We start from the raw sequence: 22,981 nt of genomic DNA, 5'->3' as shown, positions 1-22,981 counted from the left end.
AGTCCTATGACAAAAACTATATTAAGGATTCCTTTAAAAGCTAAAAATATAGAATAAAATTTTTAATGCTAAAAATTTTTTGGTGGAATTTATGGCAATTGGGACACCTCTTTTGAAGGGTAGTGTTAAATTTTTATTGTTAGGTAGTGGAGAGTTAGGGAAAGAGGTTGTTATTGAAGCGCAAAGATTAGGAATTGAATGTATTGCCGTAGATAGATATCAAAATGCTCCTGCTATGCAAGTATCTCATAAAAGTTATGTTATTGATATGAAAGATTACGATGCTTTAATGGCGATTATTAAAAGGGAAGAGCCAGATTACATAGTTCCAGAGATTGAGGCGATAAATACTGATGCGTTAATAGATGCTGAAAAAGATGGATATACTGTTGTTCCTACTGCAGAGGCAACAAAAATAACAATGAATAGAGAACTAATAAGAAGATTAGCCGCTGAAAAGTTAAAATTAAAAACTGCTAAATATGAATTTGCAAATTCTTTGGAGGAGTTAAAGGAAGCAGTTGAAAAAATTGGATTGCCTTGTGTTGTTAAACCAATTATGTCCTCATCTGGAAAAGGGCAAAGTGTAATTAAAAAAGAAAAGGATATAGAAAAAGCGTGGATTAGAGCAAAAGAAGGAGCAAGAGGGATAGGAAATAGAGTTATTGTTGAAGAATTTATAAACTTTGATTACGAAATAACATTATTAACAGCAGTTACAGAGGAAGGAACTAAATTTTGCGAGCCAATAGGGCATATTCAGATAGATGGAGATTATCACGAAAGTTGGCAACCTCACGAAATGGGTGCGTTAAAAGAACAAGCACAAGAGATAGCAAAAAAGATAACCAATGCATTAGGAGGTTATGGGATATTTGGAGTTGAAATGTTTGTTAAAGGAGATGAGGTTATATTTAGTGAGGTTTCACCAAGACCACACGATACAGGAATGGTTACGATGGTTACTCAGGAGATGAGTGAGTTTGAGATTCATGTTAGAGCAATATTGGGCTTACCAGTTTCAACAAAACTTATTACACCAGGAGCAAGCCATGTAATAAAAGCAAATATAAACAAATACGCTCCAAAATACGATATAAAAGATGCATTAAAAGTACCTAATACAAAATTAAGATTGTTTGGTAAGCCGAATGCAAAAGTAGGTAGAAGGATGGGAGTAGCTTTGGCATATGCAAACTCTATTGAGGAGGCAAGAGAACTTGCAAAAAGATGTGCCCATGCTGTTAAGATAGAATAATTTTTCATTAATTTAAATTAAATTATGATTTTTTAAAATTTCTTTGGCTTTGGCTAACAATTTATTTTCTTTAATAATTTTTTGCATATATTCTTTATCTGGAAACTCTAATGCATCTACTGGACATAACTTTTTACAAGTAGTACAGGCAACTACACAGTTGTAAGGTCTGGCAACAACAGGTTTCTTCTTTTCTTTATCCCAATCAAATACTACTCTATTTGCACAGGTTATAAAACATAATCCGCAACCAATACATTTATCATAGTTTATTTTAGGATACCATTCAATTTTTTTCCTATCAATACCCCACCATGGTTTTTTACTCCAATCTTTTATTACTCTACCTAAGGCATCTTTTCCTATAATTGGTAAATCTTCACTCAAATTTTCACCTCATTAAATATTTTATTATTTTTATTATTCAAAAATAATATTTTTCTCAATTTCGCAGTTTAAGGTATTACTAATTAAACATTTTTTAGAGCCATTTAAAACTAATTTCTTTAAATCTTCTTTATTCAAATTAAGATTTTCAATATTATCAATTTTTAGATAGATATTTAATATTACTTTTTTTATTCGTCCCTCTTCAAAAGATTTTTCGACAGCTCCATCTACTTTTATCTTAGTCTCTATGTTATTTTCTTTTAATGTATTACCAACAGCTATACAGATACATCCACAGAGCCCTGCTAAAAATAAATCCATTGGAGATATTTTTTCTTTTGTAGAACCTTTTCCTCCCCTTGAATGAATACTTAATCCTTTAATATCTAATAGAGTTTCAAACATATCACAAAACTCAGCGAAAATTTCCTTTTTCTCATTTTTACTTACAATAATATCAACAATCTTAGCTATAAACTCTTTTCTTTCATTTTCAGGAATTTTATCTAAAAACTTTTCTAAAGCTAAAGGCATCATTTTTGGCATAATCTTTGGAGCCATTTCCTTAGCCATTTCTGAGTCCATCATTTCCATTATCATCTCTGGATTCATTATTTCACCAATTATAAAAATTATAGTATAAACATTAAAAAAAGTAGTATTTATAGTTTTCGATTAATTAATGAATTTTAATATCTTTAAAGTATATTTAAATATTCAAACTACTAAAAATTATATCATATCGATAGCTAAGATAAATTTTATTTTGGTTTTTGTTGCCTATCTATAATGGTAATTAACTGACAGTGTGAATTAGCGAAAAGAATCTTAAAAACAAAAATAGAAATAGATAAGGTTTAAAAATGCTAAAAAACGGTAATATAGATACTCGTTGATATCATTTTATGACGTAGTTAAAAATGCAAATGCAATAGTAATCACACTGTCAGTTAGAGTAAAATTGGTTTATCGTTAATCTAAATATTTAAATATATATGTGAAAATCCTATCTAATTTAATTTGGTAAGATTTAGATTTACGCAATATTTTTTTTCAATATTGATTTTATGTGCTCAATTAAATCAAGAGCATCGTCCATTTTTTTTAACTCTTCAATACTTACTACTGGTAAATTCTTATATTCTTTCTCTTTTTTTTCTAATATCAATAATGAATATCCTTCCAATAATTTTGATAGTTCTTTAACTAATAATGCTTTTCTTCTAACTTCTTCATTGTTTTGTTGTTCAATATTGGTTAATAAGATATTTTGAGATTCTTTTAAATCCTTTTCTGCTACAGCATCAAATGGCGCTTTATTGACTATAAATAAGTCAAATCCTAATTTATTTAAGAAATGTAATGCTTCTTTTTTGTAATCTTCTAATTTTTCCAATTTATTTTCAAAGTCCTCATCTTCAATAGGTTCAAATAAATCAATTCCTTTAACTAATGGAACATCTAAGAATTCTTCAATTTTCATTGCTACCTCTACAGAAGGATTAGCCATCTGCGTTTCATATTTATATATTGCCTTTCTTGAAACTCCTGCAACTTCAGCCAATTTTCCAACAGATATTCCCATAGTTTCTATAGCCTCTCTTAAAACGTGTCCATCTATATTTACAAAAAACCCTCCTCTCTTTGCATAAACTACTGGCGGACTACCTTCTAAATAGTCCTTAAATGTTTCAAAAGTTACAGCCTTTATGTTGTATCTATCATAAACTACTCCATGCTCCATTGGAGCATTTCTTGTTCTGATACCAATTATTAAAGGAGTTCCACGTAATATCCTACTTATTTTTTTTAATTCCTTTGATTGTTCTTTACTTAAACTGTCAATATTTTTTAAAACTTTTAAAATAAGCCTAATACTATCTTTACTTGCAATTATGTCAAAACAACTTCTACTTAATGGTTTTGAAACAATAAATCTATGTGCTCTTAATAGTTCTATACATTCAGATATTAACATCTCCCTCATAATATCACCATAAAAATTTTCTAATTCAAATCAATGTTATATTTATTTTTTACGATTTGTATTTTATATTATTGAACTTTACTAATATAAACTTTATCTACCAAAAATAGATAAATTATTCATATATTTTGAATAATAGTTCTACAATAGAGATGTGAGTAAAACACACAATGTTATATATTAATTTCTACTTAAATTTAGTATAAACCATTTATATAGTGAGTATCACTAACTAAAATAATGTCAATGTGAGACAATGCCAGAACATATTCTTTCAGGAATAAAAGCAATAGTATCAATGAAACTGAGAAGAAAGGGGCTAACTCAAAAAGAAATAGCAAAAATTATTAAGAGTGATAGGTCAATAGTTTCTCACTATCTCTCTGGAAGGTATCCAAAGGAAAAAATTTTAAAAATAGCAAAAACTATTGGAGAGATACCTCCTGAATATGGAGCAAGAATAATACATTCTTTAACTGATGATAAAGAACTTGCAAAGAATTTAATAAAAGAGTTATATAATATAAAACTTTCTTGGGATAAAGATTCATGTATATTTTGTGGCACTTGCCTTATGTGTGAAGCACTCACACTTGATTATTTGACTATAAATATCGATTACAATTCTTGCATACTATGTGGAAATTGTATAATAAACTGCCCAACTAACTCATTAAAATTTGTGAGGGAGAGTTATGATTGAACAAGTAAAAGAAATATATGAAAATGGATTCATAATATATAGAGATGGAAAACTTGAAAAAAGAGAACTATTTTGGAACGATGAATATTGTGTTGGCTGTGGAATCTGTGCCGATATCTGTCCAGTAAATGCAATAGTTATGGGTCCATTAGGGGCTATTGCTAAAGGAGATATAGTTGCTCCAAAATTAGATATTGATAAAGATACTTGTGTTTTATGTGGAATGTGTGCATCAGCATGTCCATTTGATGCATTAGATTTAAAAATCAATGGAAAATCAATAAAAGAAGATGAAAGATATCCAAAAATTAAAAGAGATATTAAGATATATCAAGATAAGTGTGTCTTGTGTGAGCAGTGTGAAATGGTTTGTCCTCAGGCGGCTATAGCAGTAGAGAGAAATTTAGCAGAGAGAAGTAAGTTTGTTATTGGAGAAATAAATATAAACAAAGATAAGTGTGTCCTCTGTGGAATTTGTGCTGAATACTGTCCAGCAGATGCTATTGATTTAAAATACAACTATCCAACTCCATCAAATCCAAAACCAATAACTGACATTGAAGTTGATAAAGATAAATGTGTCTATTGTAAAGTTTGTGAATTTGTTTGTCCTCATGATGCAATAGAGGTTATTTGTTATAAGTGTCCAATGATGAAAAGAATACCTCAAGCAAAATTATATGAAGATATCCAAGGAAAAACGGTCGTTGATAAAGATTTATGTGTAACCTGTGGATGGTGTGCTTATATTTGTCCTGCTAATGCCATTGAAGTAGAGAAGCCATTCAAGGGAGAGGTTATAATTGATGTTGATGCCTGTAACGCATGTGGAGCTTGTATCTCAATATGTCCATGTAGTGCTTTAGAATTCCCTAAACCAAAAGATAAGGCTGAAAAAGTTCCAAGATTGGTTGTTAATCAAAACTTATGTGTTTTATGTGGAGCTTGTAGCAAAGCATGTCCAATTAATGCTATAAAGGTAGTTAGAAAAGAGATTAACTTTGAAAGAGAACCTAAAGCAATTGCCTGGAAAAAGGCGTTTGAAAAACTATTACAAAATTAATATTAATTACAAAATAATCATTAAAAAAAATAAAAAACCAATAAAATTAACCAATCAAAAATATTAAAAACTTTAAAGGTGAGCAAATGAAAGCTTATAAGTTAGTTGTATATCCAGAAAGATGTCATGGATGTGGTAATTGCGTAGTTTCATGTCCTGTCAATGCTAAACATCCTGAAACATGGGGAGGAAAGGGACCATATAGTGACGATGTAGTTATTAGAGTTGAGAATGGAGTAGTTAATATAGTAAATCCTGATTTATGTGGTGGATGTGGAGCCTGTATAGAAGCATGTCCAGTTAACGCCATAGAATTAGTTTTCATAAGAAAATAAGGTGAAAAAATGAAGTTTATGTTAAATACTGGTAGAACTATTTGGCAAGGAGAGGCAATAGAGGCTGGAAAAAATCTCGATTTGTATGTTAAAGCAGCAGGAGTTATTTACATTAATGAAGAAGATATGGAAAAATTAGGAGTTAAAGAAGGAGATAAAGTTAAAGTTAAGTCTGAGTATGGAGAGGTCGTAGTTTATGTAAAAAAAGCTACCCAGAGAATGCCAGAAGGTATGGTATTTATCCCTATGGGTCCTTGGGCAAACTGTGTAGTTAAGCCAGACACTCACAGTACAGGAATGCCCTGTCTTAAAGGATATCCTGGATTTTATGTTGAGATAGAAAAAACTGATGAAGAATTTTTAGATATGAAAACTTTAATGAGAAAAAAATACCTTGAAAATCTTGAGTAAATCTAAATAAATAAAAATAAAAATTGTTGTAAAAATGGTGATAGTATGGAATATATAATAAAAAATGGAATTGTTTATGACCCTCTAAATGGAATTAATGGAGAAAAAATGGATATTTGTGTAAAAGATGGGAAAATCGTTGAAAAAGTTTCTGAAAATGCAAAGATTATTGATGCATCAAACTGTGTTGTTATGCCAGGGGGTATTGATTCCCACACTCATGTTGCAGGACCAAAAGTTAATGTAGGTAGAATGTTTAGACCAGAGGACAGTAAAAAAGAAATTTATGCAAAAAAAGGTTTAAGAACTGGAACTGGGTTTTCAGTTCCATCAACATACAAAACTGGTTATCAATACTCAGAGATGGGATATACAACAGTTTTTGAAGCAGCAATGCCTCCATTATTGGCAAGACATACACATGAAGAATTTATAGAAACTCCTCAGGTAGATAAAGGAGTTCTAACACTATTTGGTAATAATTGGTTTGTTTTAGAGTATTTAAAAGAAGGTGATATTAAAAAATGTGCCGCTTATGTAGCATGGCTTTTAAAAGCCACAAGAGGTTTTGCAATAAAGATAGTTAATCCAGGAGGAACTGAGGCATGGGGTTGGGGTAAAAATGTCCATAGCCTTGATGATCCAGTTCCATACTTTGATATAACTCCAAGAGAAATCGTAAGAGGTTTATGTGAAGTTAATGAACTTCTTGGATTACCTCACTCAATCCACGTCCATCCAAACAACTTAGGACACCCTGGAAACTGGGAAACTACTCTTGAAACAATGGATTGTGTTAAAGGTATAAAAGCAAAACCAAAATATGGAGAGAGAGAAACCATTTACTATAATACTCATGTCCAATTCCACTCCTACGGAGGAACTTCATGGAAGGACTTTGAAAGTAAAGGTTTAGAAATTGCTGAATATGTTAATAAAAACGACCATTTAGTGGTTGATGTAGGGCAAATTACATTAGATGAAACTACAACAATGACAGCAGATGGACCTATGGAATATGATTTACACATGACAAATGGATTAAAATGGGCAAACTGTGATGTTGAACTTGAAACAGGTTCAGGAGTCGTTCCGTTTATTTACTCTCCAAAGGGTCCTGTTTATGCTCTACAATGGGCAATTGGTTTGGATATCTTCCTAAATATAGACACAGATAAAGTATTATTAACAACTGATCATCCAAATGCAGGGCCATTCACAAGATATCCAAGAATTATTGCATGGTTAATGAGTAAAAAATACAGAGATGAGTGGTTATATAACAAAGTCCATAAGTGGGCTCAACAGAGAAGCCATGTGGCTGATAGTGATAAAGAATATGACTTGTATGAAATAGCAAAAGTTACAAGAGCAAATCAAGCAAAAGTTTTAGGATTAAGCAAAGAGAAAGGTCATTTAGGTGTTGGGGCTGATGCAGATATAGCAATTTATGAAATAAACCCAGAAGAAAAAGATGGTAAGAAAATAGAGAGAGCATTTAGATATGCCAAGTATGTATTGAAGAGAGGAGAATTGGTTGTTAAAGATGGAAACGTTGTAAAAGAGGTCTTTGGAGACACAATATATGTAGATGTTAAGGTTGATGAGTCATTAGAACAGGAGATTATGAAAGACTTGAGAGAGAAATTCACAAAATACTATTCAGTCAATTTAGATAACTATCCAGTTACTGAGGAATATGCAAATAGTTGGAAGGTTATAAAGATAGATGCAACTGACATCAGCTAATTATAATTTTTTAATTTTTCAAAATAGGGATTTTAATGATAACATCGACAACAGACCATTTAGAAGGTTTTAAAATTGTAAAATATTTAGGTGTTGTAATAGGATATGGTGATGATCCAGAAGATGCCTTAGATGATTTAATAGAAGTATCTAAAGAATTAGGAGCTAATGCAATCATAGGAGTAAGAATTTTTAATGAAGTTATGACAGAAATAGCATGTGATAAAAATTATTCTATTCCTGAATTAACATACTATGCATATGGAACTGCTGTTATTGTCGAACCAAAAGATAATGAAAAATAAAAATTGGTGATGTTATGAAAGAGTTAATATTAACACTACAAAAGGAGGATATAATTGTTCCGGTAGAGATGGACAAAGTATTGCCAGAAGTTATTGAAAAGATAAGTTTAGATGAAATAAAAAATATTGAGTTAATCCAAGGTAGAAAAAAAGTTAAAGTTGGCGATATTTTTGATGTTGAATTAAATGATATTGAAGGAGAGCCAAGAATTATTATAAAGAATTCAAATCAAAAATTAAAATATATTGGCTCAAAGATGAGTAGAGGAGAGATTATTGTTGAAGGAGATGTAGGAATGTATGTTGGCGCTGAAATGAAAGGAGGAAAAATTATTGTAAATGGAAATGCTGACAGTTGGGCTGGACAAAATATGAAAGGAGGAGAGTTGTTAATTAAAGGAAATGCAAGAGACTATGTTGGCTCTGCCTATAGAGGAGATTGGAGAGGAATGAGTGGAGGAAAAATTATTGTAGAAGGTAATGCTGGAGATGAAATTGGAGAGTTTATGAAAAATGGAGTTATTCATATAAAAGGAAATGTAGGTATAATGGCAGGAATTCACCAGAATGGGGGAATAATATTTATTGATGGAAATGTAGATGTTAGAGTAGGAGGAGAAATGAAAGCAGGAGCTATAGTAGTTTATGGAAAGGTTGAGGAAGTATTACCTTCATTTAAGTTTGAAGGAATAGTAGAAAATCCAATAATCAAATTAAGTAAAAAAGATGAAGGAATTCCAATAGAAGGAACATTCTACAAATTTACAGGAGACTATGTAAATAGAAAACCAAAAGGGCAATTGTATATATCAGTAGATAATAACCCAGATTTAATTTAAAAATTTTTAAAATAATATAATTTCATTTTGATTTTAAACTATTTTTTAATTATATTTTTTGTTATCTTTGATAGATTTTATTATTTAAATTTTTTCACCCAATGCTGCTCTAACTAAACCATCAAACAAAGGATGTGGCTTATTTGGTCTTGATTTAAATTCTGGATGTGCTTGTGTTGCTACAAAGTATCTATTTTTATCAATCTCTATAAACTCTGCCAATCTACCATCAGGAGATTTTCCAGAAATTGTTAAGCCATAATTTTCCAATATTTCATGATATTCAGGATTTACCTCATATCTATGTCTATGTCTCTCATAAACTTCAGTCTTTTTATATAATCTATGAACTAAAGTTCCCTCTTTTAATATTGCTGGATAAGCCCCCAATCTCATAGTTCCTCCTTTTGCGTCAATCTCTTTTTGTTCTGGCAACAAATCTACAACAGGATATTTTGTATTTTCATCAAACTCCGTTGAATTAGCCCCCTCTAAGCCACATACATTCCTTGCAAACTCTATAACAGCACACTGCATACCCATACAAATACCTAAAAATGGAATGTCATTTTCTCTTGCATATTTTATTGCATTTATTTTTCCTTCAACTCCCCTATCTCCAAATCCTCCGGGAACTAAAATTCCATCTAATTGATTATTTTCTCTAAATTTATCTAAAATTTCTTCAAATTCCTCACACTCCAATCTTTCTGAATGTATCCAATTTATATTAACTCTTGTGTCATTCTTAGCCCCTGCATGAATTAAAGCCTCATTTATACTTAAATAGGCATCTTTTAACTCAACATACTTACCTACTACTGCTATAACAACCTCATTTAATGGATTTATTACTCTATCAACGAATTTCCTCCAATCTTCTAAATTTGGCTCTCTATCTGGAAGATTTAATTTTTTAGTGACTAATTTCCCTAAACCTTCCTTTTCTAAGTTAAGTGGAACTTCATATATGGTTTTTGCATCTCTTGCTTCAATAACTGCCTCTTTATCCACATCACAAAATAGGGATAATTTTTCCTTGATTTTACTACTTATTGGATATTCAGTTCTGCAAATTAATATATCTGGTTGAATTCCAATACTTCTTAACTCTTTAACGCTATGCTGTGTTGGCTTTGTTTTTAACTCACCAGCCGCTTTTATGTATGGCAAAAGAGAGACATGAATGTATAAAACATTTTCTTTGCCAACATCTTTTTTAAACTGTCTAATAGCCTCTAAGAAAGGCAAACTCTCAATATCTCCAACAGTTCCTCCAATCTCAACAATTGTAATGTCATAATTTTCTCCAAGTTTTTTAATCCAATCTTTTATTTCGTTAGTTATGTGAGGAATAACTTGAACAGTTTTCCCTAAATACTCTCCTCTTCTTTCTTTTGTTAAAACGCTCCAATAGATTTTACCCGTTGTTATATTATTATGTTTAGTTAAATTTTCATCAATAAACCTCTCATAATGTCCCAAATCTAAATCTGTCTCTCCACCATCTTCAGTTACAAAAACTTCTCCATGCTCATAAGGAGACATTGTTCCAGCGTCAATTTGTAAATAAGGATCTATCTTAACCATATTTACCTTAAAACCTCTTGCTTTCAACAATCTGCCCAAAGAAGCCGCTGTAATTCCCTTCCCCAAAGATGATATAACTCCCCCTGTGATAAATATAAACTTCATTTTTTCACCATACATAGTGTTATCATTTATAAACTACAAGGATGTATAAAGCCTCCTTTAATCATTAAATCAGCTAAGGTTATTGCCACTACAGATTCTGCAACTGGAATTATTCTTGGAACTATAATTGGGTCATGCCTTCCTTTAATTTCAATTTCAGTATTTTCTAATGTTTTTAAATTTATAGTTCTTTGCTTTTTACCTATTGAAGGAGTTGGTTTTACAGCAATCCTTATAACAATTGGGGTCCCACAACTAATTCCTCCTAATATTCCTCCACAGTTGTTAGTTCTAAATCTTATATTTTTGTCTTCATCAAAATACATCTCATCATTCATCTCACTTCCATACATCTCTGCAGATTCAAAACCTCTTCCAATCTCAACTCCTTTAACTGCATTTATACTCATTAAACCTCTTGCCAACTCTCCATTTAGCTTATTAAATACTGGATTTCCAACACCAGCAGGAACATTTACTACTATTATTTCTACAACTCCACCAACACTGTCTTTATTTTTCATGGCGTTTAAAACATATTCTTCCATCTCTTTTTCATTCATTGAAGGACATCTTAGTGGATTACCCTCAATTTTTTCTATCAAACTTTCAAGAGATTTTTCATCTTCAAATATATCTGGATTTTTGTAATAATTAAAATCTCCTTCTATTTTTCCAATTTTTATTGTATAACCAATGATTTTTATATTATATGTGTAAGAAAGTAATTTTTTTGCAATTGCTCCACCTATGACATGCCCAATTGTCACTCTTCCACTGGCTCTACCTCCTCCTCTATAATCATAATTTCTATATTTTAATCTATAGGTTAAATCTGCATGCCCAGGTCTTGGAGTGTCCTTTATCAATGAATAATCCTTTGGTCTTGCATTTTTATTATAGACAATTGCACATATTGGCGTTCCAGTAGTTTTTCCCTCAAAAATTCCAGATAAGATTTCCACAAGGTCTTTTTCTTTTCTTGGTGTTGAAAATATACTACTTCCTGGCTTTCTCCTATTAAGCTCTTTTTGAATATCTTCTTCAGATAATGGTAAATTTGCAGGACAGCCATCAACAACAGCTCCAACTGCCTTTCCGTGACTCTCGCCAAAAACTGTAACTCTAAACATATCTCCATAGGTGTTCATTAAAATCACCAAAATTTTAATAAAGACAAGATTTTTCCATAAAATATAAACTAACCTAACATAAAAATTTTAACATAAAAAATAAGTTAATTATGTATTTAAAATAAAAAATATTAAATTAAATACTAAACTAAATAAAAAATAAAAAAGTTTTATTTTATCTGTAAAGAACTGATAAATGACTTGGCTCCTCTTGAACTTTACCTTTTTTCTTTTCCATAATCTTTTCAACAGCTTTTTTAAAGTCCTCCATAGTTACATAATCTCTAAGTTCCCTTATAGCATTCATCCCTGCCTCTGTACAAATTGCCTTTAATTCAGCCCCTACACATCCTTCTGTCATTTTTGCTATCTCCTCTAAATTAACATCTTTAGCTAAATTCATTCTTCTTGTGTGTATCTTCAATATCTCTAACCTACCTTTTTCATCTGGTGGAGGAACTTCAATAATTCTATCAAATCTTCCAGGCCTTAATATTGCTGGGTCTAAAATGTCCAATCTATTTGTAGCTCCTATTATCTTAACATCTCCTCTTGCGTCAAAACCATCCATCTCTGCCAATAACTGCATTAAGGTTCTTTGAACTTCTCTATCTCCACCAGTTAAGGCATCAGTTCTCTTTGCGGCGATAGCATCTATTTCATCAATGAATATTATTGAAGGTGCCTTCTCTTTTGCTAATTTGAATATATCTTTAACTAATGAAGCTCCTTCTCCAATAAACTTTTTAACCAATTCAGAGCCAACAACTCTTATAAATGTTGCATTGGTTTCTGTTGCTACTGCCTTAGCCAATAATGTCTTACCAGTTCCAGGTGGTCCGTAAAGTAAAATACCTTTTGGTGGTTCAATTCCAACTTTTTCAAATAGTTCAGGATGTTTCATTGGAAGTTCTACAACTTCTCTAACTTCTTGTATTTGTTTATCTAAACCTCCAATATCTTCATATTTGACATTAGGTCTTTCATCAACTTCCATAGCCCTTGCTCTGTAATCTTTATTTTCTGGAAGAACATCAACGACAGTCAATGTCTGTTGATTTAGACATACTCTTTTTCCTGGAGTTATATCATCTGGATTTACGAAGTGTGAAACATTTACTAAGAAACTTGGACCTGTTGAACTTTTAACAATTACCTTTCTCTCTCCAACTTTATCAACTACAGTCCCAACTATTAATGGAGGAACTCTCATTCTGTCTAATTCTCTTCTTAAAATTTCATTTTCTTTCATTAACTGTAAATTCTCTCTTTCAAGTTCTTTTTTCTCTAATTCTAATTTTAAAATTTTACTCTCTAATTCAGCAACTGTTGCTTTATTTTTTAAATCACTTTCAATTATATTCTCACTTAATGGTTTTTCTTTGATTTTTTCTTCTTTAAATTCATCAAAAGATTTTTTTTCTTTATTTAATTCTAAAAATTCTTCAAAAACCATTATTATCACCAAATCAGAATAATCATTATTTTTAATATTTTTATTATTATTTTTGTAAATATAATTAATTATAATATGTATGGTATAATAATATTATATTTGTATGGGTTGTGATGCTATATATAATTACTTATATACTGTAGCTCCATATTTATATTTAAATCTATTGTATATATTAATTAATTTGATTGCTTGATGATATGACAACTCTTCACCTAAAGCGGAGGATTTAGGAGAGGGAGCTTAAGCTCATCTCTATGGGTAGCTAAGCCCACTATCCTTACCGTAGCGAAGCGAGGGCTACGAAATCCGTAAGGATTTCGTTTAATCCCCATTCGGGATTTGGGACTACGCTAAATAATATATTCCTCGCACCATTAACATCTGCATTAATAACCATTTTACATTCAGACAGAACAAAAATATAAACCTCTGTATTTCCTATTTGATTTCTTTATTACTTTACAAACACTGCATTTTTGAGATGTATAACTTTCATCCACCAACTCCACTGATATTCCTTCTTCTTCAGCTTTATAAGTTACTCTATGTATTAGTTTTCTGAACGGAATTTTATGAAATTTTTCGTTATTTTTTCTACCTATGTCTATATTTGGAAAATTATTCGTCAGATTTCCTATAACAATCCTTTGAAACATCCTTTTCTTTCGCTAAATTTACAACTGAATATAGTCATTAACATAATTCCTTTCCTTCACGGCTAACTTTGATAATCGCTTGCAAGTCTTCAAACCTTGTTCTGCAATTTGTGATTTAGACAACAAAATTTTTCCATCTAATGAAATCTAAAAGATCTCATCTGAATTCATTAAAGTAGAGTCCCTTAGCATCAATTTATAGTAATATAATTTATATAGTTTGACTTAAATATTTTTACGTATTAAATATAGTATAAACATCACGCAAGATTTAAATATCCAAAAAATATGGCGATATATTTAAATCTTCTTCAAATAAATATCAAACAAATAAAAATTTTTATTATAATGAGGTGGTATAAATGATTGTTATCTTAGACAACGGTGGGCAGTATGTTCATAGAATACATAGAAGTTTAAAATACATAGGAGTACCCTCAAAAATACTCCCAAATACAACGCCATTAGAGGAGATTGAACAAAATAAAGAAATAAAAGGAATTATATTGAGTGGAGGGCCAGATATTGAAAAGGCAAAGAATTGTATTGACATAGCGTTAAATGCAAAACTTCCCATTTTAGGAATCTGTTTAGGACATCAATTAATTGCTAAGGCATATGGTGGAGAAGTTGGGAGGGCTGAGGCTGAAGAATATGCATTAACAAAAGTTTATGTTGATAAGGAAAATGATTTATTTAAAAATGTTCCAAAAGAGTTCAATGCTTGGGCATCTCATAAAGATGACGTTAAAAAAATCCCAAAGGATTTTGAAATTTTAGCTCATTCTGATATATGTAAAGTTGAGGCAATGAAGCATAAATCAAAACCAATTTACGGAGTTCAATTTCATCCTGAAGTGGCACACACAGAATATGGCAGTGAAATTTTGAAAAACTTTTGTAGAGTTTGTGGCTATAAATTTTTATAAATTTTTATAACAAAATTTATATATTAACAATAACATAAAATTTAATAATTCAAATCTTTTTGGTGAAATTTATGTCATTATTACTAATTGTTGTTGGTTTAATCATAATATTGGTTATTTTGGGTATAATAATCTATAGTATCTTAATATATAACAGATTCCAGACGTTAAAAAATGGAGCTGAGGCTACATTAGGGCAGATAAGGGTATCTTTAAAAAAGAGATTGGATATGATTAACCAACTCGTTGAAAGTGTAAAAAGTTATGCAAGCTTTGAGAAGGAGACATTAACAAAAATAACTGAATTAAGGAGTAGTGTTTTGAAGGCAAATACAACAGAGGATATTCAAAATATTGAGAGAGAATCAAGAAATATTTTGGGAAATATTTTAGTTGCAGTAGAAAACTATCCAGAGTTAAAGACATCTGAGACAGTTAAAGAACTAATGAATGCTATAAGAGAGATAGAGGATGAAATTGCAAGACATAGATACACATACAACAATATAGTTCAAGAATACAATACAAAAATTGATTTATTCCCTTCAAATATTGTGGCAAATATATTTGGATTTAGAAAGATGGATTACTTACAGTTTGAAGAAGATATATATGAAAGACCTAAAATTAACTTTTAAATTTTTAATTTTGGGGGATTTTTATGAGTGAAGAAAAGAAAATGATTATTTTTTGTATTGTTATTTTTATTGTTGGAGTTTTAGGTGTCTTTTTAGTTAATTTAAATATAACGGGATATTCTGATGTTTATGTTAAGAATTATGAGGCAAATCTATATATTAGCAAAAATTTAACCTTAGAAGAAAAATATACTTATGAAATTTTGTCAAATGGAAAATATAGAATGCTATACAGAGATTGGAAAGTTCCATTAACTTATAATGAGAGCTTAGAGATTCCTTATGTAAGGGTTTTAAATCTTTCAGCATCGTCAAAAAATATGGTTGGATATGTTGTGGATTATAAAAGAGATGTTTTTGTATTTGGAAATGTGGATAGGTGGATAATTTCTAACCTATATAACCTTGTATATGAATATTATATTAGAAATGAAGTTGGATTTTACAACCCTAATTATTACAGTGTTGGAATTTATAAAACAAAGTATAAATTTTACATATATCCTCCAATTGAAACAGATAATAAAGTTTGTCATATAAATTTACTACTCGCAGATGAGCATCTACCATATAAAAATGTTAAAATAAACATAATTGATGAAAATAAAAGTATATTAAATTTATTTGTTTATCCTTCCACATACAATGTTTATAAAACAAGTTTTGGATATACAATTGAAGGTAGTAGCCCAAAAGATGAGCCAATTGAAGTTGAGTTCCTTTTAAAGCCATATTCCGTTAATGGATTCTTAAATTATATAGAAGGAGTTAAAGAAAAAACAATATCTGCATATAATAGATATTTAATGATATACAACATATCACTGGTTATAAAATATCTTTTAATTGCTTTAATATTAACCTTTCCTTTAATCGCCTATATTATCTATCAAAAATATGGAAAGGAGAAATTTTATGTTGTTCCAGAGTATTTAAGTTATGTTCCAAACAAAAATAGAAAGCCGTGGGTTGTTAATCTTATATTTAATGGAGAAGTAGGTAATTTTGATAAAAATGGTTTTTATGCTACATTGTTGGATTTGCATAATAGAGGATACATAAAAATAATGAAAGATGATGAAGATGTAAAAATAAAAATTCTAAATAAAAACTTAAATGACTTAGATGAGTATGAAAGAGTTGTTATGGGATTTTTAATTAAATATGCAAAAGATGATATATTCAATCCAAAAGAAATTGAAAAAATAGCAGAGAATATAGATGATAAAGATAGAATTAAAATGTTATGGAATGATGTTAATAGAGTTATGAAAAATCCTCCACTGTCATCAACTTTAACAAAACAGTTCTTGGATACTTCTGGAAAGGATATAATATGGATATTGTTGGGAGTTTTTGTATTATTAACAATAGTTCTATATTTGATTTCTATGCAGTTTTCTAAATATTATCCTGTATTTAGAGATATTCCTTACTTACCAATTATATTAATTATACAAACTATATTACTATTATTTACGCCAAAATCTCTATTTGGAAGGTGGAAAAATAATTACTATAAAGAAAAACTCGAATGGGATGCATTTAAAAAATTTTTATCTGACTTAGCAATGATTAAAAAGTATTCTCCAGAAGATATTTCAATCTGGAAAGAGTGGTTAATATATGGAACTGCTTTAGGGGTGGGGAATAAAGTTGTAGAGGCAATGAAATCATTAAATATAAATATTCCAGAAACAGAAATTGCTCCAGCGGTTTATATTGCCTATGGTTCAATGTATCATTCTGTAAATAGTGCTTATACTACAACTATTGCAAGTTCCTCTTCTGGTTCGTTTGGCGGTGGCTTTGGAGCTGGAGGAGGTTTTGGTGGCGGTGGAGGAGGAGCAAGATAAATAGAGGGAAATTATGGAAAAAAAGGTTATTATAGTTGGAGCAGGTCCAGGAGACCCAGAGTTGATAACAGTAAAAGGTAAAAAGGCCATAGAAGAGGCAGATGTTATTATCTATGCTGGCTCATTAGTTAATAAAGAACTTTTAAAATATAATAAAAAAAACGCTGAAATATATAATAGTGCAAATATGGATTTGGAGAATATTATTAATGTAATGGTTAAAGCAGTTGAACAAGGAAAAAAAGTTGTTAGATTGCATACTGGAGACCCATCTATTTATGGAGCTATAAAGGAGCAGATTGATGAACTATCAAAATATGGGATAGATGTTGAAATAATTCCAGGGGTTAGTTCCTTATTTGCAGCAACTGCATCATTGAAGGTTGAACTAACACTTCCTGAAGTTTCTCAAACTGTAATTATTACAAGACCAGAAGGAAGAACCCCAATGCCAGAAAAAGAAAAACTTAGAGATTTAGCTAAACATCAATCAACGATGGCTATTTTTTTAGGAGTTTCAATGATTGATAAAGTCGTTAAAGAGTTAATTGAGGGTGGTTATAAAGAAGATACTCCTGTAGCAGTAGTTTATCACGCATCGTGGGAGGATGAAAAGATTATTAGAGGAACTTTAAAAGATATTGCTGAAAAGGTAAAAAAAGAGGGAATTAATAAAACTGCCTTAATAATCGTTGGAGAAGTTTTAAATCCTAAATATTATGCTTATTCAAAACTCTACGATAAAGAATTTGAGCATGGTTATAGAAAGAAAAAATAATAAATTATTTTTGATATTTGTTTTTAAACTCTTCAATTTTTTCTAATAATATTTTTAAATCAGTTTTTTTAGTAATATCAGTTTCTTTTTCCAAGAGTTCTTTAACTTTTTTTTCAAGGTCTTCTAAACTATCACTACTTTCAATTAACTTTTTAATGAAATCTACATTTTCCATATAAGGTAGAGCGTCATAAATTAACGATAATTTAAAATCAATCTCTTCTCTTTGGCTCATATCTATCCCTTATGGCTATTTCTCTAACTAAGTATGTTATCTGTCTTTCTAATTTATCAATTTTGGCATAAATTCTATAAATTAGGTAAAATAGAACTACTATAGAAATATAGATAATAGCATCTACTCCTCTCCCTACTCCTAAAATCTCTGCAATATAACCAAAAAATTCTGGATATATTAACAATAGAATAATAAAACTCCAAACGAAAATCCAGAATAGCCCTTCATTGATATTAATATTTCTTCTTTTTAGTTGTAATATAACTCTTGATAAAGCGAACAATGCAAATACTATCCCAACTATTTGAATTAATTCCATATTACTTTTCCTCCAAAATATTTATAATTCTTTAATTATTTAAGTTATTGTTAAACCTTCTATATATAATATTAGGGATAAACATGAGGCACTTAATCTCAATGAGAGATATAGGTAAAAAAGAAATCTTAGAAATTTTAGATGAAGCAGAGAAAATGGAAGAGTTATTAAAGAAAAAAACCCCTTTAAAACTTTTAGAAGGGAAGATATTAGCAACTGTTTTTTATGAGCCATCAACAAGAACAAGGTTAAGTTTTGAAACGGCTATGAAAAGATTAGGAGGAGAAGTTATAACAATGACTGATTTAAAAAGTTCTTCTGTTGCTAAGGGAGAAAGTCTTATAGATACTATTAGAGTTATAAGTAGTTATGCAGATATTATTGTTTTAAGACATCCTAACGAAGGAGCGGCAAGATTGGCAAGTGAATATTCCTCTGTTCCAATTATAAACGCTGGAGATGGGAGTAATCAGCATCCTACACAGACGCTTTTAGATTTATACACAATAATGAGAGAGATTGGAAAAATAGATGGGATAAAAATAGCCTTTGTTGGAGATTTAAAGTATGGGAGAACAGTTCATTCATTAGTTTATGCTTTATCTTTATTTAAAAATGTTGAGATGTATTTCATCTCCCCAAAAGAGTTAAAGATGCCAAGAGATATAATTGAAGATTTGAAATCCAAAAATATAAAATTTTATGAAAAAGAAAATATTGAAGATATTGATGATAGTATAGATGTTTTATATGTAACAAGAATCCAAAAAGAGAGATTTCCTGATCCTAATGAATATGAAAAGGTTAAAGGTAGTTATAGAATTACAAAAGAATTTGTTGAAGGTAAAAAATTTATAATTATGCATCCATTACCAAGAGTTGATGAAATTGATTATGAAGTAGATAATCTACCACAGGCAAAGTATTTTAAGCAGAGTTTTTATGGAATCCCTGTGAGAATGGCTATTTTGAAGAAATTAATAGAATATTAAAATAAAAATCTTTTTAACTCAATAGCATTATAGGGGCATATCTCATGACAACAATAGCAGTTTATGCATTTTTTTCTATCTATTTTCAAATTAACTATTGCATTAGCTGGACAAACCTTTTCACAAATTCCACACTTTTTACAGTATTTTTTATTTATCTTTGGTTTTGGAGTCATAAGATTGAAAGGAGTCATAAGATTGAAAATTATTTTAATTATTTGAGGGGGCAATATAGAATTTAATAAAACTGTATCTGGTTTTTTAAATTTGATAGGTTTTATTTCATTGAGAGATTTTTTCTCATTTTTGTCTGCATCTATTACTTCAAAATCAACTTTAAGCAATCTATTTGTTAAAATCTCATCCATTTTATAACCAATATAATAGGAAGCAAATAAATCAACTGCAACAGGATTTGTTGAGGATATAACTATCTTTGAATGCTTTGGCTTTCCGTTACTTGGTCCGTTTCCTTCCATTCCCCAAATTCCGTCCATTATGGTTATAATTTCCCTATTCTTGGTTATAAATTTATAAAGCTCTACCAACAACTCCGCAAAATCTTCTTCCTTTGGAAAATGTCCATGAAGTTTTGGCTTTAAACCTCCAGGAATACAGCCGTATAAATTTTTAACAGCTCCAGTAAATTTCATTAAAATGTGAGTTTTTAATTTTGGGAGATTTATTATTAAATCACTCTCAATAACAGTTTTTGGAATTGGAATTTCTTTATTAAGAATTTTTGTTTTTACATATTTATCTTTCTCAAAAGAAATATAGTTTATTCCATATTTTATGCAAACATCTTCAATTCCAGAAACTCTAAAAGATTTTCTTGTTGAATATCCAGATGACTCTCCAACAACAATTTCTCCGTTAAAATTATTCTGCAAATATTTTATAATCCACTCTAAGAATTTTGGATGAGTTGTAACACATCTTTCAGGAGGATAAGGTCCAAGAATATTGGGCTTTATTAATATTTTATCAAAATTATTAAGGTTGTAAGATTTAAATGTTAAATTTAGGATGTTATTATCTAATGAGTCATAATTTTCCCTTATTATATAATAAACTTTTTCCATATTATCCCTCATTAAAATTATCTTATTATTATTAAGGTGGTTCTATGTTTTATGTTGATGCTCACTGTCATATAGAGGACAAAAATTTTAATAAAAATAGAGATGAAGTAATTGAGAGGGCTAAAAAAGAGAATGTTAAAATAGTAACAAGTGGAGCAAGCTTAGGAGGATGTTTAAGAGCATTAAAATTTAAGAAAAAATATAATATTTATTTAACTTTAGGTTATCATCCTTCAAGGGTTAAGGCAGATAATAAAATAATAAATAAAGTTTATAATTTAATTAGAAATAATGAGAATGAGATTTTAGCTGTTGGAGAGATTGGGATGGATATTAAAGATGAAAACTATGAAAGGCAAGAAGAGATATTTAAAAAATTTTTATCATTAGCAGAAGAGCTTGACAAACCAATTGTAGTTCATGCAAGAGGTTTTGAGAGGAAGATATTTGATATAGCTAAAGATAAAGTTGATATTATGTTTCACTGTTACAGTGGAGATTTAGAAACTGCAAAAAATATTTGTAGAGAGGGCAATTTAATTTCAATATCTACTCTATTATGTTTTTCAGAGCATCATAAAAAACTTGTAGAAAATTTAGACATTGATTACTTAATAACTGAAACTGACAGCCCTTATTTATCTCCAATTAAAGGAGCTAAAAATGAGCCAAAAAATGTTAAATTGGTTGTTGAAGAGATAGGTAAAATTAAAGAAATGGATGTTGATGAGGTAAAAAAAGTTATTTATAAAAATGCATGTAAGTTTTTTAAGAGGAGATTATAATGTTTTACTTAAAACCTATTGGAGTCGTAAAGCAGAATGAAAATTATACTATTTTAGAGATATTTGATGAATATATTGATGGATTAGAAGGTTTAAAAGAAGGAAATTATATTATTATTCTCCTCTGGTTTCACAAAAATGATGATGAGGAAAAAAGAAAAATTTTAAAGGTTCATCCAAAAAAGAATTTAAAGAATCCATTAAAGGGTGTGTTTGCCACTCGCTCTCCGTATAGACCTAATCCTATTGGAAAATACACAGTAAAAATCCACAAAATTAATAAAAATAAAATTATTATTGATAAAATTGATGCTTATGACAAAACACCAATAATTGACATAAAAATATTTTCAGAAGAGTTGGACTGTCCAAAATAATTATTTTTTATCTCCATAATATATTTTTAATGCTTCCTCTACGCTTTTACCTTCAATAGTTATTGCATATATTGCATTACACATTCTTACTGCCTGATCTAATGGTTTTTGATGTATATTCCTTCCAGTAGCATTTCCTCTTGCTCCACTAATGTTTATTTGCTCCCAAATTCTTTTTAAAAATATTTCTGGATCTACACTCTTTCCTCCTGCACATAAAACTCCTGTTCTTCCAGCGGCTAATACTGCCTCTTTAAATCTTTCAGCGGCATTTTCGCAGTGGGGATAATTAACTTTTACGAAATCTGCTCCTAAGCAACATGCAATTCCAGCGGCTCCGGCTATTAGATGAGGGTCTTTTTCATCTTTAACATTCTTACCTCTTGGATAACTCCAAATTATGGCAATTAATCCATGCCTATGAGCCTCTAATATAACTTTAGATGCCTCCTCAAACATTATATGCTCATATTCACTTCCTGGGTAGATAGTGTAGCCAACTCCTAAAATATTTAATCCAGAGTTTTCTTTAAAATTGACAACATCTCTAACTGTTACTAATGCCTTACTTATAGGATCTCTACTTTTAACAAGATGCGTTTTAGAATTAATCTTTACAATGTATGGAACTTTTTTATAATCCATTCCGTATCTTGCAATTAATCCAAGTTGAGTAGCAAATGCACAAATTTTTCCTTTACTCGCTATATTAAATAGATGCTCTGGAGATGCATCTTCCTTAGCAATCCCCTCCCCAAAGAAATCATCATTCATATGCTCAATTTTTTGATCTCCTGCAAATATCATAACATTTCCTGTCTTTTTAGTTAATTCTAAATAATTACTAATATATTCTTTTTTAACACTTTCTGGAACAGTTAATGGAACCCTTATATCTTTCTTTCTAAGTTTCTTTACCATAAAAACCCCCTAATTTAATTGAAATATTGGTTGCTGTAATCTATATATAACAACTTTGACAATATGATATATTAATTATA

The 22,981-nt window shown here is 29.9% G+C and carries 26 protein-coding genes; 15 read left to right on the top strand and 11 right to left on the bottom strand.

Going from position 1 to position 22,981, the window contains the following annotated elements:
* The first annotated feature begins 91 nt into the window (after window positions 1-91).
* Entirely contained in the window at window positions 92-1,258 is a 1,167-nt protein-coding gene (gene purT / locus KMP69_RS03955; protein WP_214400635.1) for a phosphoribosylglycinamide formyltransferase 2, read from the top strand.
* Window positions 1,259-1,270: 12 nt separating this feature from the next.
* Here purT and KMP69_RS03950 read toward each other — a convergent pair whose 3' ends face one another.
* The 3 genes from KMP69_RS03950 to KMP69_RS03940 form a co-directional block, all read right to left on the bottom strand.
* Window positions 1,271-1,645: a 4Fe-4S dicluster domain-containing protein gene (locus KMP69_RS03950; protein ID WP_214400634.1), complete on the bottom strand. Its 375-nt coding sequence runs from the start codon at window positions 1,643-1,645 to the stop codon at window positions 1,271-1,273.
* Between the two features lie 33 nt (window positions 1,646-1,678).
* Window positions 1,679-2,260: an OsmC family protein gene (locus KMP69_RS03945; RefSeq protein WP_214400633.1), complete on the bottom strand. Its 582-nt coding sequence runs from the start codon at window positions 2,258-2,260 to the stop codon at window positions 1,679-1,681.
* Between the two features lie 424 nt (window positions 2,261-2,684).
* A complete protein-coding gene (locus KMP69_RS03940; protein WP_214400632.1) occupies window positions 2,685-3,635 on the bottom strand; it encodes a transcriptional regulator in 951 nt (316 codons plus the stop codon).
* Window positions 3,636-3,891: 256 nt separating this feature from the next.
* Between KMP69_RS03940 and KMP69_RS03935 the strand changes: the two genes are divergently transcribed.
* From KMP69_RS03935 to fwdC, 7 genes are all read left to right on the top strand, one after another.
* A complete protein-coding gene (locus tag KMP69_RS03935; protein WP_214400631.1) occupies window positions 3,892-4,338 on the top strand; it encodes a 4Fe-4S binding protein in 447 nt (148 codons plus the stop codon).
* Window positions 4,331-5,401, top strand: coding sequence for a tungsten-dependent formylmethanofuran dehydrogenase subunit FwdF (fwdF, locus tag KMP69_RS03930; RefSeq protein WP_214400630.1), 1,071 nt, complete (start codon window positions 4,331-4,333; stop codon window positions 5,399-5,401). Before KMP69_RS03935 ends, fwdF begins: the two co-directional genes overlap by 8 nt.
* 86 nt (window positions 5,402-5,487) lie before the next feature.
* Window positions 5,488-5,736, top strand: coding sequence for an ATP-binding protein (locus tag KMP69_RS03925; RefSeq protein WP_214400629.1), 249 nt, complete (start codon window positions 5,488-5,490; stop codon window positions 5,734-5,736).
* A 9-nt stretch (window positions 5,737-5,745) separates the two neighbouring features.
* Window positions 5,746-6,147, top strand: coding sequence for a tungsten-dependent formylmethanofuran dehydrogenase subunit FwdD (fwdD, locus tag KMP69_RS03920; protein WP_214400628.1), 402 nt, complete (start codon window positions 5,746-5,748; stop codon window positions 6,145-6,147).
* Window positions 6,148-6,192: 45 nt separating this feature from the next.
* Window positions 6,193-7,896, top strand: coding sequence for a tungsten-dependent formylmethanofuran dehydrogenase subunit FwdA (fwdA, locus tag KMP69_RS03915; RefSeq protein WP_214400627.1), 1,704 nt, complete (start codon window positions 6,193-6,195; stop codon window positions 7,894-7,896).
* A 35-nt stretch (window positions 7,897-7,931) separates the two neighbouring features.
* Window positions 7,932-8,201, top strand: a complete 270-nt coding sequence (locus KMP69_RS03910; RefSeq protein WP_214400626.1) for a YbjQ family protein — start codon at window positions 7,932-7,934, stop codon at window positions 8,199-8,201.
* Between the two features lie 14 nt (window positions 8,202-8,215).
* Complete coding sequence (gene fwdC / locus KMP69_RS03905) at window positions 8,216-9,040, top strand: tungsten-dependent formylmethanofuran dehydrogenase subunit FwdC (protein WP_214400625.1); 825 nt, start codon at window positions 8,216-8,218, stop codon at window positions 9,038-9,040.
* A gap of 84 nt (window positions 9,041-9,124) precedes the next feature.
* Here fwdC and pyrG read toward each other — a convergent pair whose 3' ends face one another.
* The 4 genes from pyrG to KMP69_RS03885 form a co-directional block, all read right to left on the bottom strand.
* Window positions 9,125-10,735, bottom strand: a complete 1,611-nt coding sequence (pyrG, locus tag KMP69_RS03900; RefSeq protein ID WP_214400624.1) for a glutamine hydrolyzing CTP synthase — start codon at window positions 10,733-10,735, stop codon at window positions 9,125-9,127.
* 26 nt (window positions 10,736-10,761) lie between these two features.
* Complete coding sequence (gene aroC / locus KMP69_RS03895) at window positions 10,762-11,886, bottom strand: chorismate synthase (protein ID WP_214400623.1); 1,125 nt, start codon at window positions 11,884-11,886, stop codon at window positions 10,762-10,764.
* A gap of 157 nt (window positions 11,887-12,043) precedes the next feature.
* Window positions 12,044-13,324, bottom strand: coding sequence for a proteasome-activating nucleotidase (locus tag KMP69_RS03890; RefSeq protein WP_214400622.1), 1,281 nt, complete (start codon window positions 13,322-13,324; stop codon window positions 12,044-12,046).
* Window positions 13,325-13,731: 407 nt separating this feature from the next.
* Window positions 13,732-13,983 (bottom strand): IS200/IS605 family accessory protein TnpB-related protein, encoded by a 252-nt coding sequence (locus KMP69_RS03885; protein WP_214400621.1) that lies wholly within the window; start codon window positions 13,981-13,983, stop codon window positions 13,732-13,734.
* A gap of 362 nt (window positions 13,984-14,345) precedes the next feature.
* On the opposite strand from KMP69_RS03885, the gene KMP69_RS03880 reads away from it, so the two are divergent.
* The 4 genes from KMP69_RS03880 to cobM all read left to right on the top strand — a co-directional run bounded on the left by KMP69_RS03880 (window position 14,346) and on the right by cobM (window position 18,184).
* A complete protein-coding gene (locus KMP69_RS03880) occupies window positions 14,346-14,912 on the top strand; it encodes a GMP synthase subunit A (protein ID WP_214400620.1) in 567 nt (188 codons plus the stop codon).
* Window positions 14,913-14,983: 71 nt separating this feature from the next.
* Window positions 14,984-15,550 carry a LemA family protein gene (locus KMP69_RS03875; RefSeq protein WP_214400619.1) on the top strand — a complete coding sequence of 189 codons (567 nt, stop codon included), beginning with the start codon at window positions 14,984-14,986 and terminating at the stop codon, window positions 15,548-15,550.
* 23 nt (window positions 15,551-15,573) lie between these two features.
* Window positions 15,574-17,406 (top strand): DUF2207 family protein, encoded by a 1,833-nt coding sequence (locus KMP69_RS03870; protein WP_214400618.1) that lies wholly within the window; start codon window positions 15,574-15,576, stop codon window positions 17,404-17,406.
* A 13-nt stretch (window positions 17,407-17,419) separates the two neighbouring features.
* Entirely contained in the window at window positions 17,420-18,184 is a 765-nt protein-coding gene (cobM, locus tag KMP69_RS03865; RefSeq protein WP_214400617.1) for a precorrin-4 C(11)-methyltransferase, read from the top strand.
* A 4-nt stretch (window positions 18,185-18,188) separates the two neighbouring features.
* Here the strand turns inward: cobM and KMP69_RS03860 are convergent, their stop codons facing one another.
* Both KMP69_RS03860 and KMP69_RS03855 read right to left on the bottom strand, forming a co-directional pair.
* Complete coding sequence (locus KMP69_RS03860) at window positions 18,189-18,419, bottom strand: hypothetical protein (RefSeq protein WP_214400616.1); 231 nt, start codon at window positions 18,417-18,419, stop codon at window positions 18,189-18,191.
* Window positions 18,397-18,741: a DUF2304 domain-containing protein gene (locus KMP69_RS03855; protein WP_214400615.1), complete on the bottom strand. Its 345-nt coding sequence runs from the start codon at window positions 18,739-18,741 to the stop codon at window positions 18,397-18,399. The genes KMP69_RS03860 and KMP69_RS03855 overlap by 23 nt, the downstream gene beginning before the upstream one ends.
* Window positions 18,742-18,824: 83 nt before the next feature.
* Between KMP69_RS03855 and pyrB the strand changes: the two genes are divergently transcribed.
* Window positions 18,825-19,733 (top strand): aspartate carbamoyltransferase, encoded by a 909-nt coding sequence (pyrB, locus tag KMP69_RS03850; protein WP_214400614.1) that lies wholly within the window; start codon window positions 18,825-18,827, stop codon window positions 19,731-19,733.
* Here pyrB and KMP69_RS03845 read toward each other — a convergent pair.
* Entirely contained in the window at window positions 19,730-20,818 is a 1,089-nt protein-coding gene (locus KMP69_RS03845; protein WP_214400613.1) for a DUF362 domain-containing protein, read from the bottom strand. The two genes, pyrB and KMP69_RS03845, sit on opposite strands and share 4 nt — an antisense overlap.
* A gap of 44 nt (window positions 20,819-20,862) precedes the next feature.
* Here KMP69_RS03845 and KMP69_RS03840 point away from each other — a divergent pair, with 44 nt between their 5' ends.
* Entirely contained in the window at window positions 20,863-21,603 is a 741-nt protein-coding gene (locus KMP69_RS03840; protein WP_214400612.1) for a TatD family hydrolase, read from the top strand.
* A complete protein-coding gene (gene tsaA / locus KMP69_RS03835; RefSeq protein WP_214400611.1) occupies window positions 21,603-21,980 on the top strand; it encodes a tRNA (N6-threonylcarbamoyladenosine(37)-N6)-methyltransferase TrmO in 378 nt (125 codons plus the stop codon). Before KMP69_RS03840 ends, tsaA begins: the two co-directional genes overlap by 1 nt.
* Here tsaA and KMP69_RS03830 read toward each other — a convergent pair whose 3' ends face one another.
* Window positions 21,981-22,901, bottom strand: a complete 921-nt coding sequence (locus tag KMP69_RS03830; RefSeq protein ID WP_214400610.1) for a beta/alpha barrel domain-containing protein — start codon at window positions 22,899-22,901, stop codon at window positions 21,981-21,983.
* Window positions 22,902-22,981: the final 80 nt, after the last annotated feature.

The organism is Methanocaldococcus lauensis (genome assembly GCF_902827225.1).
GTDB classification, from domain to species: Archaea; AGJL01; Methanococci; order Methanococcales; family Methanocaldococcaceae; genus Methanocaldococcus; species Methanocaldococcus lauensis.
The sequence above is the reverse complement of the archived record's forward strand: the minus strand, read 5'-3'. Positions and strand labels throughout refer to the sequence as shown.

What these genes read in the sequence shown, in the direction of transcription:
- KMP69_RS03840 (WP_214400612.1), top strand. Translation starts at nt 20,863, where the DNA reads ATGTTTTATGTTGATGCTCACTGTCATATAGAGGACAAAAATTTTAAT.
- aroC (WP_214400623.1), bottom strand. Translation starts at nt 11,886, where the DNA reads ATGAACACCTATGGAGATATGTTTAGAGTTACAGTTTTTGGCGAGAGT.
- tsaA (WP_214400611.1), top strand. Translation starts at nt 21,603, where the DNA reads ATGTTTTACTTAAAACCTATTGGAGTCGTAAAGCAGAATGAAAATTAT.
- KMP69_RS03870 (WP_214400618.1), top strand. Translation starts at nt 15,574, where the DNA reads ATGAGTGAAGAAAAGAAAATGATTATTTTTTGTATTGTTATTTTTATT.
- KMP69_RS03885 (WP_214400621.1), bottom strand. Translation starts at nt 13,983, where the DNA reads ATGTTTCAAAGGATTGTTATAGGAAATCTGACGAATAATTTTCCAAAT.
- pyrG (WP_214400624.1), bottom strand. Translation starts at nt 10,735, where the DNA reads ATGAAGTTTATATTTATCACAGGGGGAGTTATATCATCTTTGGGGAAG.
- purT (WP_214400635.1), top strand. Translation starts at nt 92, where the DNA reads ATGGCAATTGGGACACCTCTTTTGAAGGGTAGTGTTAAATTTTTATTG.
- KMP69_RS03860 (WP_214400616.1), bottom strand. Translation starts at nt 18,419, where the DNA reads ATGAGCCAAAGAGAAGAGATTGATTTTAAATTATCGTTAATTTATGAC.
- KMP69_RS03940 (WP_214400632.1), bottom strand. Translation starts at nt 3,635, where the DNA reads ATGAGGGAGATGTTAATATCTGAATGTATAGAACTATTAAGAGCACAT.
- KMP69_RS03875 (WP_214400619.1), top strand. Translation starts at nt 14,984, where the DNA reads ATGTCATTATTACTAATTGTTGTTGGTTTAATCATAATATTGGTTATT.
- fwdF (WP_214400630.1), top strand. Translation starts at nt 4,331, where the DNA reads ATGATTGAACAAGTAAAAGAAATATATGAAAATGGATTCATAATATAT.
- cobM (WP_214400617.1), top strand. Translation starts at nt 17,420, where the DNA reads ATGGAAAAAAAGGTTATTATAGTTGGAGCAGGTCCAGGAGACCCAGAG.
- KMP69_RS03880 (WP_214400620.1), top strand. Translation starts at nt 14,346, where the DNA reads ATGATTGTTATCTTAGACAACGGTGGGCAGTATGTTCATAGAATACAT.
- KMP69_RS03830 (WP_214400610.1), bottom strand. Translation starts at nt 22,901, where the DNA reads ATGGTAAAGAAACTTAGAAAGAAAGATATAAGGGTTCCATTAACTGTT.
- fwdA (WP_214400627.1), top strand. Translation starts at nt 6,193, where the DNA reads ATGGAATATATAATAAAAAATGGAATTGTTTATGACCCTCTAAATGGA.
- KMP69_RS03845 (WP_214400613.1), bottom strand. Translation starts at nt 20,818, where the DNA reads ATGGAAAAAGTTTATTATATAATAAGGGAAAATTATGACTCATTAGAT.
- fwdC (WP_214400625.1), top strand. Translation starts at nt 8,216, where the DNA reads ATGAAAGAGTTAATATTAACACTACAAAAGGAGGATATAATTGTTCCG.
- KMP69_RS03855 (WP_214400615.1), bottom strand. Translation starts at nt 18,741, where the DNA reads ATGGAATTAATTCAAATAGTTGGGATAGTATTTGCATTGTTCGCTTTA.
- KMP69_RS03935 (WP_214400631.1), top strand. Translation starts at nt 3,892, where the DNA reads ATGCCAGAACATATTCTTTCAGGAATAAAAGCAATAGTATCAATGAAA.
- KMP69_RS03910 (WP_214400626.1), top strand. Translation starts at nt 7,932, where the DNA reads ATGATAACATCGACAACAGACCATTTAGAAGGTTTTAAAATTGTAAAA.
- KMP69_RS03925 (WP_214400629.1), top strand. Translation starts at nt 5,488, where the DNA reads ATGAAAGCTTATAAGTTAGTTGTATATCCAGAAAGATGTCATGGATGT.
- KMP69_RS03890 (WP_214400622.1), bottom strand. Translation starts at nt 13,324, where the DNA reads ATGGTTTTTGAAGAATTTTTAGAATTAAATAAAGAAAAAAAATCTTTT.
- pyrB (WP_214400614.1), top strand. Translation starts at nt 18,825, where the DNA reads ATGAGGCACTTAATCTCAATGAGAGATATAGGTAAAAAAGAAATCTTA.
- KMP69_RS03945 (WP_214400633.1), bottom strand. Translation starts at nt 2,260, where the DNA reads ATGAATCCAGAGATGATAATGGAAATGATGGACTCAGAAATGGCTAAG.
- fwdD (WP_214400628.1), top strand. Translation starts at nt 5,746, where the DNA reads ATGAAGTTTATGTTAAATACTGGTAGAACTATTTGGCAAGGAGAGGCA.